Origin of the sequence: Promicromonospora iranensis (assembly GCF_028994805.1) — a bacterium.
In the GTDB taxonomy this organism is placed as follows: Bacteria; Actinomycetota; Actinomycetes; order Actinomycetales; family Cellulomonadaceae; genus Promicromonospora; species Promicromonospora iranensis.
The window spans coordinates 428735-441051 of sequence record NZ_JAJQQP010000001.1 but is presented as its reverse complement, the minus strand read 5'-3'; the positions used below and the strand labels follow the sequence as shown (position 1 = coordinate 441051).

Annotated in this window: 11 protein-coding genes; 3 read left to right on the top strand and 8 right to left on the bottom strand. The window is 74.1% G+C overall.

Going from position 1 to position 12317, the window contains the following annotated elements; genetic code table 11:
• Nucleotides 1-54: 54 nt before the first annotated feature.
• The 8 genes from LUM46_RS01905 to hemE form a co-directional block, all read right to left on the bottom strand.
• Nucleotides 55-363, bottom strand: coding sequence for a heavy-metal-associated domain-containing protein (locus tag LUM46_RS01905; protein WP_274991899.1), 309 nt, complete (start codon nucleotides 361-363; stop codon nucleotides 55-57).
• A 32-nt stretch (nucleotides 364-395) separates the two neighbouring features.
• Nucleotides 396-764 carry a metal-sensitive transcriptional regulator gene (locus LUM46_RS01900; protein ID WP_374726955.1) on the bottom strand — a complete coding sequence of 123 codons (369 nt, stop codon included), beginning with the start codon at nucleotides 762-764 and terminating at the stop codon, nucleotides 396-398.
• Nucleotides 765-841: 77 nt separating this feature from the next.
• The gene (gene hemL / locus LUM46_RS01895) at nucleotides 842-2212 is read right to left on the bottom strand and encodes a glutamate-1-semialdehyde 2,1-aminomutase (RefSeq protein WP_274991898.1); all 1371 of its coding nucleotides are present in this window, start codon (nucleotides 2210-2212) and stop codon (nucleotides 842-844) included.
• 79 nt (nucleotides 2213-2291) lie between these two features.
• A complete protein-coding gene (gene hemB / locus LUM46_RS01890; RefSeq protein ID WP_374727011.1) occupies nucleotides 2292-3236 on the bottom strand; it encodes a porphobilinogen synthase in 945 nt (314 codons plus the stop codon).
• Between the two features lie 96 nt (nucleotides 3237-3332).
• Entirely contained in the window at nucleotides 3333-4199 is an 867-nt protein-coding gene (locus tag LUM46_RS01885) for a uroporphyrinogen-III synthase (protein ID WP_274991896.1), read from the bottom strand.
• The gene (gene hemC / locus LUM46_RS01880; protein ID WP_274991895.1) at nucleotides 4196-5260 is read right to left on the bottom strand and encodes a hydroxymethylbilane synthase; all 1065 of its coding nucleotides are present in this window, start codon (nucleotides 5258-5260) and stop codon (nucleotides 4196-4198) included. Before hemC ends, LUM46_RS01885 begins: the two co-directional genes overlap by 4 nt.
• Before the next feature lie 122 nt (nucleotides 5261-5382).
• Nucleotides 5383-6966, bottom strand: a complete 1584-nt coding sequence (locus LUM46_RS01875; RefSeq protein ID WP_274991894.1) for a protoporphyrinogen/coproporphyrinogen oxidase — start codon at nucleotides 6964-6966, stop codon at nucleotides 5383-5385.
• Nucleotides 6963-8048: a uroporphyrinogen decarboxylase gene (gene hemE, locus LUM46_RS01870; RefSeq protein ID WP_274991892.1), complete on the bottom strand. Its 1086-nt coding sequence runs from the start codon at nucleotides 8046-8048 to the stop codon at nucleotides 6963-6965. Before hemE ends, LUM46_RS01875 begins: the two co-directional genes overlap by 4 nt.
• 49 nt (nucleotides 8049-8097) lie before the next feature.
• On the opposite strand from hemE, the gene LUM46_RS01865 reads away from it, so the two are divergent.
• From LUM46_RS01865 to LUM46_RS01855, 3 genes are all read left to right on the top strand, one after another.
• Nucleotides 8098-9555, top strand: a complete 1458-nt coding sequence (locus LUM46_RS01865) for a glutamyl-tRNA reductase (protein ID WP_274991890.1) — start codon at nucleotides 8098-8100, stop codon at nucleotides 9553-9555.
• Between the two features lie 145 nt (nucleotides 9556-9700).
• Complete coding sequence (locus LUM46_RS01860) at nucleotides 9701-11134, top strand: hypothetical protein (RefSeq protein ID WP_274991888.1); 1434 nt, start codon at nucleotides 9701-9703, stop codon at nucleotides 11132-11134.
• A gap of 250 nt (nucleotides 11135-11384) precedes the next feature.
• Nucleotides 11385-12311 carry a hypothetical protein gene (locus tag LUM46_RS01855; protein WP_274991886.1) on the top strand — a complete coding sequence of 309 codons (927 nt, stop codon included), beginning with the start codon at nucleotides 11385-11387 and terminating at the stop codon, nucleotides 12309-12311.
• Nucleotides 12312-12317: the final 6 nt, after the last annotated feature.

Sequence of the window (12317 nt, the reverse complement as noted above, 5' to 3'; positions counted from 1 at the left end):
GCGGCGGCCGGCCGGACCCAGGATCACCCGGCGGCCGGCCCGGAGCCGGGACGGTCAGGACGAGACGATCGGAAGAGTGCGGTTCGCCTGGCGGGCCGGGGCCTGCGCCGCGGACTCGGCGGCGACCGCGTTCTCGAGCACCTCGACGTCGGTCACGTCGTAGCCGGCCTCGTCGATCGCGTCCCGCAGCGGTGCCTCGGCGAGGGGCAGCCTGGAGATCACGCGGACCAGCGAGGTCTCACCGGCGTGCAGCTCGACGCTGACGTCCTGGACGTCGCGGACGCCCTTCAGCTCGTTGGTCACGGCGGACACGCAGTGCCCGCAGGTCATACCGGTCACGGCCAGCTTGGTCACGGTGGTCATGTCGTCTCCTCGGATGGCGGGCTCGTTGGCGTTCACATGCGGACGAGGCGGGCGATCGCCTCGGAGGCTTCCTTCACCTTGGCGGCGCCGCCGTCGTCGGACGCCTTGGCGGCGTCCACCACGCAGTGCCCCAGATGATCCTCGACGAGCGCGAGGCTCACGGCCTGCAGGGCCTTGGTCACGGCACTGACCTGCGTGAGCACGTCGATGCAGTAGGCGTCCTCGTCGATCATGCGCGCGATCCCGCGTACCTGCCCCTCGATGCGGCGCATCCGTTTGAGGTACGCGGGCTTGTCGGACGCGTAGCCGTGCGGCCCGTCGTGCGCGCCGTCCGTGTCATGGTGGTCATGCTGCTCGACGGCGACCACTGCCGCCTCGGTGGTCTCCGTCGCCTCGGTCATCTCTCCATCAGATACCCCGAGGGGGTAGAGAGTCAAGTGTCCAGGCTCCACGCTCCAGGGTCCATGGCGCCGAGGGGTCAGTGGGTAGCCGCCGCAGCCGCCCTCGCGGCCGCGGGGAGCGCCTCCAGGATCCGGTCCACCGCGGCGTCGTCGTGCGCCGCGGACACGAACCAGGCCTCGAAGACCGACGGCGGCAGGTTGACCCCGGACTCCAGCATCGAGTGGAACAGAGCCGTGTACCGGAAGGTCTCCTGCGCCTGGGCCTGCGCGTAGTCGCGCACCCCGGACGCGGCGGCCAGCGGGCCGAAGAACACCGAGAACAGGGACCCCGCCCGCTGCACCCGGTGCTCCACGCCCTCGGCGCTCAGGGCCGCGCCGACGGCGTCCGACAGCGTGGCGGCCACCTCGTTCACCCGGGCGTACACGGCGTCGTCGGCCAGGCGGAGGGTCGTGAGGCCCGAGGCGACCGCTACCGGGTTACCGGAGAGCGTGCCGGCCTGGTAGACGGGCCCGAGCGGCGCCAGGTGGTCCATGATCGCCGCCGGCCCGCCGAGCGCCGCCACGGGCATGCCGCCGCCGATGACCTTGCCGAACGTGAACAGGTCGGGCGTGTAGCCCTCGCCACCGGCGGCGCGGATCGCGTCGTTCTCCAGCCCCCACCAGCCGGACGGCCCCACGCGGAAACCGGTGAGCACCTCGTCCATGACGAACAGCGCACCGTGCCGGGCGGTGATCCGCCGGAGGCCCTCGTTGAAGCCCTCCACCGGGGGCACCACGCCCATGTTCGCGGGCGACGCCTCCGTGATGACCGCCGCGATCTCGCTGCCGCGCTGCGCGAACGCCGCCTCGACGGCCGCGAGGTCGTTGTAGGGCAGCACCAGCGTCTCGGCGGCGGTCGCCTCGGTCACACCGGCCGAACCCGGCAGCGCGAGCGTCGCGACGCCCGAGCCGGCCTCGGCGAGCAGGGCGTCCATGTGCCCGTGGTAGCAGCCGGCGAACTTGATGACCAGCGGCCGGCCCGTGACCCCGCGGGCCAGCCGGATCGCGGTCATCGTCGCCTCGGTGCCGGTGGAGACGAGACGCACCCGCTCGGCGGGCGGCACCCGGCGTCGCACCTCCTCCGCGAGGTCGACCTCCGCGAGCGTCGGGGCGCCGAACGACAGCCCGCGCGCCGCAGCCTCCTGTACCGCCGCCACGACCTCGGGGTGCGCGTGGCCGAGCAGCGCGGGACCCCACGAGCACACCAGGTCCGCGTACTCGCGCCCCGCCACGTCCGTGACGTACGGGCCGCGGGCCGAGGCGAGGAAGCGGGGGTCGCCGCCCACGCTGCGGTACGCCCGGACCGGCGAGTTCACGCCGCCCGGGATCGCGCCCTGCGCGCGCAGGAACGCCGCGTGGTTCGCCTCGGGCTCCCGACGCAGCCCCTGGCTCTCGATCGCTTCGCTCATGCCCGTCCTTCTCGTTGAGTGCTGGGTATCTGTGGTCTGAGTGGGTGCGGGGCAACAAATACCCAGCACTCAGCGGAGGTCAGCGGAGCCAGTCCGCCAGCTCCAGGGCCCAGTACGTCAGGATGACGTCCGCGCCCGCCCGCTTGATGCTCGTCACCGACTCCATGACCGCCCGGTCGCGGTCGATCCAGCCGTTCGCGCCGGCCGCCTCGATCATCGCGTACTCGCCGGACACCTGGTACGCGGCCACCGGCACGTCGCTCCGGTCGGCGACGGCGCGCAGCACGTCCAGGTACGACCCGGCAGGCTTCACCATCACCATGTCCGCGCCCTCGGCGAGGTCCAGGTCGGCCTCGCGCAGCCCCTCGCGGGCGTTCGCGAAGTCCATCTGGTACGTCTTGCGGTCGCCCGTGAGCTCCGAGTCCACGGCTTCCCGGAACGGGCCGTAGTACGCGCTCGCGTACTTCGCGCTGTAGGCCAGGATGCTCGTGTCGGCGAAGCCGGCGTCGTCCAGGGCATCCCGGATCGTCGCGACCTGGCCGTCCATCATGCCCGACGGCGAGATGACGTCGGCGCCCGCCTTCGCCTGCGCCACCGCCATGGAGGCGTAGCGCGTGAGCGTGGCGTCGTTGTCCACAGCCCCTGTGGACGTGAGGACGCCGCAGTGGCCGTGGTCGGTGAACTCGTCGAGGCAGGTGTCGGCCATGAGCACCGGGGTGGCCGTGCCCGCCGGGACCTCGTCCAGCACCGTGCGTGACGCCCGCAGCGCCCGCTGCAGGATCCCGTCCGCTGCGTCACCCTGCGAGCCGTTCGCGTCCTTGGCCGCGGGGATGCCGAACAGCATCACGCCGCCCAGGCCGGCGTCCCGCGCGGCGCGCACGGCCTCGACCAGGGAGTCCTCGGTGTGCTGCACCTGCCCGGGCATGCTTGCGAGCGGCGCGGGCTCGGTCAGCCCTTCCTTGACGAAGAGCGGCAGCACCAGGTCGGCGGCGTGCAGCCGGGTCTCCGCGACAAGGCGGCGCATGCCCGGTGTGGCACGCAGACGACGCGGTCGGTACACGATCCCGGTGGAGCTCAAGGTGTCCTTCTCTCTGTTCTGACGATGGAGCCTGTGCTGTGCTCAGGTCCTGACGAGTGCCTCGGTCACGGCGTCGGCCAGGGCCTCGTCCGTGGGTGCCGCGGCGACCGCGAGCACCGTGTGCCCGGCGGCGCCCGCTGCGCGAGCCGACGGCTCCCCGATCGTGACCACCCGCTGCGGGCCCAGCTGGGCGGCGACCTGGCGGGCCGCCGAGCCCGAGGCGACCACGACGACGTCGTACGGTCGCCGAAGCTCGGCGGGCAGCTCGCGCGTGACCGTCCGGTAGGCCGTCACGACGTCGACGGCCCACCCCTTGGCCTCGAGGCCGGTCCGGAGGGTGCCCGAAGCCAGGTTGCCGAGCGGGAGCAGCACGCGCGGCTGGGTCGTCGGGCCGACGTCCGAGCTGCCGGCGGTGCCGGGTGCCTGAGGGAAGGCCTCGGCGAGCCCCGCACCGGTGGCGATGCTCGGGACGAGCTCGACGAGGACACCACGCTCGGTCAGTGCGCGCCGCGTCGCGGGTCCGACGGCGGCCCACCGGGTGGTGCCCGGCGTGTCGGGGGAGGTGTCGTGGGAGGCGTCGCCGGAGGTGCGGCCCTCTGCCGGGGGCTGTGTTGCCTCCCGAGCAGCCGCGTCGCTCGGCGCCGGTCCGAGCAGTGCGTCCGCCGCGTTCACGCTCGTGATCGCCACCCAGGCGTACCTGCCCTGGGCGAGGCGGGAGCGGGCGGCATCGAGCTCCGCCGGATCATCGACGGCCGCCCGCTCGATCACGGGTGCCGCCACCGGGTGCAGACCGCGCTCACGAAGCAGTGTGAGGAGCCCGGCGGCCTGCTCCGGAGCCCGCGCGACCAGCACGTCGGGCTGGTCGTCCGCCCGGGGACGTCCGGCCGTACGAGGGTCCGGCTCGGTCACGCCTTCTCCGGGACGGTGGCGCTGAGCGGGGCGAGCCGCTCGGCGCCGTCGGCCAGCAGGTCCTCGGCCACGGAGGTGCCGAGCGCGCGCGCCGTGGCGTCGATCACGTCGGGTGCGACGTCCTGGGAGAGCAGGGCCTCGCCTGCGCTCGACATCTGCTCCGAGCCGTCCACGGCGGCGACCACCGCCCGCAGCCGGAGCACGGTGCCGGACACCGTCGCATGGGCGCCGACGGGCGCGGCGCAGCCGGCCTCGAGCCGGGCCAGGACCGAGCGTTCGGCGAGGACCGCGAGGCGGGTCGGCCGGTGGTCGAGCAGGTGGATCGCCTCGGCGAGGTCGGGCACGCGAGGTGCGGTGCCCTGCTCCTGCCCCGTCGACGGGCCGGCCACGATGTCAGCGGTCCGGACCTCCACGGCGAGGGCGCCCTGGCCCGGTGCGGGGGCGACGACGTCGACGTCGAGCACCTCGCTGATCACCTCGGTGCGGTCGAGCCGTGCGAGCCCGGCGTACGCGAGGACGACGGCGTCGAGGTCGGCGTCCGGACCGAGCGCGCGGTTGAGGCGGGTGCCGACGTTGCCACGGATGTCGACGACGTCCAGGTCCGGCCGGGCGGCGCGGATCTGCGCTGCCCGCCGCGGCGAACCCGTACCGACCCGTGCGTTGTGCCCGAGCGTCGCGAGGGTGAGGCCGTCGCGGGCGCACAGGGCGTCGCGCGGGTCGGCCCGCTCGGGGGTCACGAAGGTGAGGTCGGGCGCCGGAGTGGTCGGGAGGTCCTTGAGCGAGTGGACGGCGACGTCGCAGCGGCCGTCCAGCAGGGCTTCCCGCAGGGCCGTCACGAACACACCCGTGCCGCCGAGGCTGGCGAGGCTGCCGGTCTTCACGTCGCCCTCGGTCTTGATGTGCACCAGCTCGACCGGTCGGCCGGTCAGCTCCTCGAGGCGCTTGGCCACCAGGCCGCTCTGGGTGGTGGCGAGGGCGCTCGCGCGCGTACCGAGACGGATCGGCACGGGGTCGCCCGGTGTGCTTCCGGAGGTGCTGACGGCGAGGGGGGTCGGGGTCACTATCCCAGTCTCTACCCGAACCCCCGTCGGGGGGAAACCCGAGGGCTCATCTCACAACGTTGCTGGCGGGCTGTCAGAACGTTGGGCCAGAACCTGGCGGTCCGGCTCCCTCTCCCCGGCCCTCAGCGCCCGTCCGGTGCCGGATCCCCGAGCCGTTCCGCCGTGCGCCACGCGTGGCCGACGATCGCCGCGAGGCCTGTCCCCGCGATCCAGCCGCCCGTGACGTCGAGGCCCGGCTCGGCCCGTACTGCCTGCTCGAACTGCTTGATCGCGGCCCGGTAGGCAGGGGTCGGCGGGGGCAGCGACCCGTCCCACCGCTGGTGCAGGCTGTCGTGCACCCGGCCGGCCAGCTCGACGCCGAGCAGGGCAGACGCATCGCGGGCGGCCTCCTCGGCGGTGGGTTCGGGCGTCGGCTCGCCGATGCGGCCGTAGCTGAGCCGCACCACGTGCCACCCCGGCCCGAGGGTGGCGCGCACCCGCCGGGCCAGCCACGGCCACTTCGCCGTCGCGTGGGTCAGTGCCTTGGCGCGCACCGTGCCCGGCGCCGTGCCGGGGGCGACGAGCATCCCCGAACCGCGTGGGGCGGTATCGAGCTCGGGAGCCTCCAGGAGCAGCGTCACGAGGCGGATGTCCGCGCCGCGCTCGGGCGCCGGCGGCGGGATCAGGTCGCTGGACGGCGGCTGCGCGTCCTTCGTTTCGACTTCGGTCGGTCGCTCTGAGATCGGTCGTTCGATTGACCGATCTCGAGGCAACCGACCGAAGTCGCGATCGGCAGTCAGCAAGGGACCGAAGTCGGGGCGCGTCGCGAGCACCAACCGTGCTGCGAGTACCGCCTCGCTCCCCTCGAGGCGTACCAGCCAGCTGGCGCCACCCGGTCCGGCCAGACCGGGATCAGCGGTACCCGTTCCGGCGCCTGCTGCGGCGTCACCGGGCGCCCGCTCGACCGCCGGCACCCGTTCCACACCCACCACACGGGTCCCGAACCGCACGTCCAGCCGCTCCACCAGGGCATTCACCAGCGCGTGGATGCCGCCGTCGATCCCGCGCACGGCCGACCCCGCCGGAGCCGCCGCCCGCAGGGACGCCACCGCTCGCGAGAGGGACCCGGTCCGTGTGTACGCGTCGAGCAGCCCGGGCGCGACGGCGGCGACGTCGAGCCGGTCGAGCGGCGCCGAGTGCACGCCGGCCGCGACGGGGGTCACCAGCCGGTCCGCCACACGCGACCCGAGCCGCGACCGCGTGAGCGTCCCGAGGTCGGTGGTGTCGACGAGCCGCGCGGGCAGCACGCGGTCCAGCGAGCCGCGCAGCACGCCCGGCCAGCCGACGGCACGCCGCACGTCCGGGGCCCACGGCCGCGACGGGATGCCCAGCACCCCGGCGGCGGGCAGCGGGAACGCCCGGCCGGCCGCGTAGCCCCAGGCCGGGAGCCCGGCGGGCACCTCGACGGTCAGGCCGAGCTCCCCGGCCAGCCGCTCGACGGCGCCGCCCCGCACCGCGAACGACTCGGCGCCCAGGTCCAGCGGCACGTCCGGCAGCGAGTCGAACGCCCCGCCCCGGATCGGCCCGCCGGCCCGGTCGGCGGCCTCCAGCACGACGACGCGCAGCCCGCGGGCGGCGAGCGTGTGCGCGGTGACGAGCCCGCCGATCCCGGCCCCGACGACGACGGCGTCGGCCTGCTCGACCGCCGGACCGGCAGGATCTGTCACAACGCGTGCACCAGCTCGACCACGCGGGTCAGCACCGTCGGGTCGGTCTCGGGCGGCACACCGTGGCCCAGGTTGACCACGTGCCCGGGCGCCGTGCGGCCGCGCGCGACGACGTCGCGCACGTGCGCCTCCAGCACGTCCCAGGGCGCGCCCAGCAGGGCAGGGTCGATGTTGCCCTGCAGCGGCACCCCGGGCAGCAGGGCCGCGGCCTCGTCGAGCGGCGTCCGGTAGTCGATGCCGACGGCGTGGTCGGTGATCCCGGCCGAGACCAGCACGGACCGCATGGCGGGCAGCAGGTGCCCGGTGCCGGTGCCGAAGTGGATGCCCGGCACCCCGGTGTCCGCCACGTAGGCCAGCGCCCGGGTCGACGAGGGGGCGACGCGCGACGTGTAGTCGGCGAGCGAGAGCGAACCCGCCCAGGAGTCGAACAGCTGCACGGCGCTCGCGCCCGCCTCGACCTGCGCCCGGAGGAACGCACCGGTGAGGTCGGCGGTCCACGTCACCAGGGCGTCCCACGTCGCCGGGTCGGCGTGCATCAGGGTGCGCGCGGCCAGGTGGTCGCGCGACGGCCGGCCCTCCACGAGATAGGCGGCGAGCGTGAACGGCGCGCCGCCGAAACCGAGGAGGGGCGTCGAGCCCAGCTCGGCGACGGTCAGAGCGACGGCCTCCCGGATCGGCTCCAGGGCCGCGTCGTCGAGCGACCGGGAGACGAGCCGCGCGACGTCGTCGGCGGTGCGGTACGGCTGGTCCATCACCGGGCCGACACCCGCCTTGATGTCCACGCCGACGCCGGCGAGCTTGAGCGGCACCACGATGTCGGAGAAGAAGACGGCGGCGTCCACCCCGTGCCGGCGGACCGGCTGCAGGGTGATCTCCGACGCGAGCTCCGGTCGCAGGCAGGCCTCGAGCATGCCGGTGCCCTGGCGCACCTCGCGGTACTCGGGGAGGGAGCGGCCGGCCTGGCGCATGAACCAGACGGGCGTGTGGCCGGCACGTTCACCCCGGAGGGCCTGCACCAGGGGTGCGGCAGAGGTCCGCCCGTCAGCGAGCGGATGAACAGGGGCGATCGTGGTGGACTTCACGCTTCAAGATTCTGCCCTGCCGCGCCGGAATGCATAAAGTTGGAGCACTGTGGTTCTCCTCTCCCTCACCGCCAGCCACCGCGAGCTCGATCTCGACGCGCTGGAACGCCTGTCCACGGGTTCGTCGTCAGTGGGCCGTGTCGTCGTGGGCTCGTGCGGCCCCGTCGCGGGCGCCGTGATCATCTCGACGTGCAACCGTTTCGAGCTCTACCTCGACGTCGACGCGCCGCTCAGCGGCGACAGCGTGCGGCACGCGACGCGGCACGTGGCCGAGCTCGTGGCCCACGCCTCCGGCGTCACGGGCGACGTCGCCGCACGCAGCTTCACCGTCCGGACCGGGCCGGAGGTCACCGAGCACCTGTTCGCCGTGGCGTCGGGGCTGGACGCCATGGTCGTGGGCGAGCGTGAGATCGCCGGCCAGGTCAAGCGGTCGCTGGCGGTGGCGCGTGAGCAGGAGACCACGTCCAAGACGCTCGAGCTGCTCTTCCAGACGGCGTCGCGCACCTCGAAGCGGGTCGGCACCGACACGGAGCTCGGCGCGGCAGGCCGGTCGGTCGTCGCGCTCGCCCTGGACCTCGCCGAGCGCGAGCTGCCTCCGTGGGACGGCACCCGTGCCGTCCTCATCGGCACCGGCTCGTACGCCGGCGCGTCCGTCGCCGCCCTCCGGGCGCGCGGCTGCGACGACATCCGTGTCTACTCGCAGTCCGGCCGCGCCGAGGCGTTCGCCGAGTCGCACGGCGTGCAGCCGGTGGAATCACTCGTCGAGGCGCTGGCGGACGCCGACCTCGTGGTCAGCTGCAGCGGCGCTCGCGGCCGCGCGCTGGCCGGCCGGCCCGAGCTCGCCGACCTGGTGGTCGAGCCCGCCGAGAACCACCTCCCCGGCCTGGTCGGAGAACGTGGGCCCGAGGCGAGCCTCGGTCACGTGCTGGACGCCGCCGCGCTCGTCCGCGCGCGGGAGCGTGCCGCCGACCGGGCCGGCGACGAGCCGGAGCCCCGGCCGCTCGTGATCCTCGACCTCGCGCTGCACCGCGACGTCGACCCGGGCGTGGCGGACGTCGAGGGCGTGCTGCTCTTCGACCTCGCCACGCTGAAGGCGCACGCGCCCGCCGTGGCGCACGACGTCGTCGCGCAGGCGCAGCGGATCGTGGACGCGGCCGCCCGGCGCTTCGAGGAGACCCGGCTGGGCCGCGAGGCCGACGCCGCGGTGATCGCCCTCCTGGACGAGGCGGAGGTCCGCGTGGCCGCCGAGATCGCCGACTCCGTCGACCGGCTCACGGCCGAGCTGGCCGCGCGCGGCGAGCCCGCCCCGGACGAGGCCGACGTCGACGTCATCGCACGTCAGGTGCGCAAGCGGGTGCACGCCGAGCTGCACGACAAGATCGTCGAGGTCCGGGCGAAGGCCACCGCCGAGGCGCGGGCCGCCGAGGCCGCCCTGGTCCAGGGCGCAGAGGCTCTGACGCTGGAGGCGTCCGCACAGCGAGACGCCGATCCGTCCCGCCGCCGATAACACTTCTGGCGAGAACCGGCGGAACAAGCCGGACGGACCGGCTTCCAGGGTCCAATTCGGCCATCGTTACCTAATCGTAACAAGGGTGATTTTATTCACCCGGGGGTGAAGACTAAGTTCGGGGGCTCAAGGACCGAACGCGCTTATGCGCAACGAGATGCTGGAGCACCTTTTGAAGCACGCAGCACCCAAGAAGAAGACCGCATCGGCGGGCGCGCGGACCATCGCGACCGTCGCCATCGCGACCGCGGCCACGAGCATGGCCGCCCCGGCCATGGCCGCCGAGGCCTCGTCGCTGGACTCCCTCGGTGACCTCGGCACCACCGCCGAAGGCCTCAAGGCGGGTCTCCCCGCCCTCTCGTCGACGTCGATCGACCTGAACGAGCTCACCGCCGCCGTGCCCGCGGCCGACGCGGTGAGCAAGGCGACGAAGGCGACCAAGGCGGCCAAGGAGCTTCCCGCCTCCATCGCTCCCACCACGGCCCTCGCCCCGAACTACGAGCCGGCCCAGTTCGTGTCGGGTGCCCTGCAGGGCGCCGCACCGCAGGTCGTCTCGGGCGCCGTGGGCGGCGTGACCAACGGATCTGCCGTCTCCGGTGCGACCGGCACCGCCCACTCGGCTCTCGCGAACGTGCTCGGCGGCAGCGTCGTCGGCACCGCGACCGGTGCTGCCGGCACCGCCACCGGCGTGGCCGGCGGGGTCGTGAACGGCGCGAAGGGCGCCGCCTCGGGCGTCGTCGCCGGTGTGGCCTCCGGTGACATCGTGTCCGGCGCCACGGGCACCGTGACCGGCGTCGCGGGCGGCGTGGTCGAGGGTGCGCCCTCCACCGTCGCCGACGTGATCCGCAACGTGCCGAACGTCCTGGGCGGCGTGACCGCTCCGGTCGCCGGCCTCACGGCCAACCTGCCGGGCGTGCTCGGTGGCGTGGGCAGCGTGGTGAACAGCGTCGTGTCGCAGGTGCCCGGCGTGGTCGCCGGTGTACCGGGTGTCGTGGCCAAGGTCACCACCCCGGCCGCCGGTGCGGTCGAGACCGTCGTGGGCGACGTCGCCGTGGACGGCGTCGTCGAGCCGGTCGCCACCCAGGTGGTCCCGGGCGCCGTCGGCTCCGTGCAGGGCACCGTCGTGCCGGGCGCCACCGCGGCCGTCGGCAACGTGGCGGGCTCCGTCGTGCCGGGTGCCGTGGGCACCGTCGCGGGCGACGTCGTCCCGGGCGCCGTGAACGGCGTGGCCCGACCCGTCGTCGAGGACGTCGTCCTCGACGGTGTGGTCAAGGGTGCCGTCAAGGACAACGCGGTCGACAAGGTCGTGAAGCCGGTCGTGAAGGACACGGTCGTGGACAGCGTCGCCAAGCCGCTGGTCAAGGACGTCGTCGTCGACGGCGTCGCGAAGCCGGTCGTGAAGGACGTCGTCGTGGACGGCGTCGCCAAGCCGGCCGTGGACGCGGTGGGCGGCACCGTCAAGGGTGTCGCCGGCGGCGCCGTGACGGACACCGTCGGCGGCGTCACGGACACCGTGGACGGCCTGACCGGCGGTGCCGTGAGCGGCCTCACCGGCGGCCTGCTCGGAGGCAACTCCTGATCTGAGACCACCAAGAGGACCCCAGCCTCTTCGGACTTGACGTAGCAGGGTGGAGCGCCATTGGCGCTCCACCCTGTTTACGTTTTCCAGGGCTTTGTCAAGGTTCCATTGTTTCGACCGTTGTTATCGGATCGTTACCATCGGAACAGGTTTTTCCGATGTACCCCTTTTTCCTTCTATTCCCGATCCGGTAACGTCGTCGCGTCCCCGGGTTCCGGGCCGTTGTAGCCGATCAGCTGGAGCAGCTCCCATGAAGCACGCCGCAGTCAAGCCTTCGTCCGTCGCCAGGTCCACGGCCTCCCGTGTCGTGGCGACGATCGCGCTCGCCACCGCAGCGACCGCTGTCGCCAGCCCGGCGATGGCCCACGAGGGTGGTGGCCACGGTGGCCACCACGGCCACTCCGGGGGCAACGGCCACGGCTATGACCGTGGTGAGGGTCGCTCTGACCACGGTGACGGTCGCGGTGACGGTCGCGCCCAGGGGCACGGTGGCAACCACCGGTCCGCCGAGGCCCCGCGCTCGTACGAGCCCTCGAGCTACGCGGAGCCGAACTACGACATGCCGCAGTACGGCTCCCAGCAGGACGACTGCGACCGCGGCGCCCGGACGCAGAGCCAGGACCAGAGCGACTGGCAGGGTGAGTGGAAGGGCGACCGGCAGGGTCCCGGCGAGTGGGACGAGGCAGACCGCGAGCGGGTGCGCGAGGCCGTCCGGGAGCACCTGAACGAGGCAGCCGCCCCCGCAGCCGAGCCGAAGCCGAAGCCGGTCGAGACCGCCACGCAGCCCGCCGCGGCACCCGTGCAGGAGGCGGCCCCCGCAGCGGAGGCCGCGCCGGTGGTGGCCGAGGTCGCCGCTCCCGCGCAGGAGGCCGCGCCCGCCGCGGCTGCGAGCCGGGAGCCGGCGGCGGTCCAGGCCCCCGGCCAGCAGTGGCAGGGCAGCCCGACGGCGGCCGACACCGCCGGGGCCGAGCTCACCGCCTACGTGCCGTCCGAGGGTGGGAACGCCGATGGCATCGGGCAGGAGGCGTCCGCCCTCACCGAGGCCACGCTGGACGCCCCGGTCCGGCTCGCCACGACGGGCGCCGAGGCGGCTGCCCTGACGGCAGCGGCCGGCGCCCTGGTGGTCGGTGGCGCGGGCTCGCTCCTGCTCGCGCGCCGCAGCCGCGTCCAAATCTGACCTGCG

What these genes read in the sequence shown, in the direction of transcription:
- LUM46_RS01905 (WP_274991899.1), bottom strand. Translation starts at nt 363, where the DNA reads ATGACCACCGTGACCAAGCTGGCCGTGACCGGTATGACCTGCGGGCAC.
- LUM46_RS01900 (WP_374726955.1), bottom strand. Translation starts at nt 764, where the DNA reads ATGACCGAGGCGACGGAGACCACCGAGGCGGCAGTGGTCGCCGTCGAG.
- hemL (WP_274991898.1), bottom strand. Translation starts at nt 2,212, where the DNA reads ATGAGCGAAGCGATCGAGAGCCAGGGGCTGCGTCGGGAGCCCGAGGCG.
- hemB (WP_374727011.1), bottom strand. Translation starts at nt 3,236, where the DNA reads ATGCGCCGCCTTGTCGCGGAGACCCGGCTGCACGCCGCCGACCTGGTG.
- LUM46_RS01860 (WP_274991888.1), top strand. Translation starts at nt 9,701, where the DNA reads ATGCGCAACGAGATGCTGGAGCACCTTTTGAAGCACGCAGCACCCAAG.
- LUM46_RS01855 (WP_274991886.1), top strand. Translation starts at nt 11,385, where the DNA reads ATGAAGCACGCCGCAGTCAAGCCTTCGTCCGTCGCCAGGTCCACGGCC.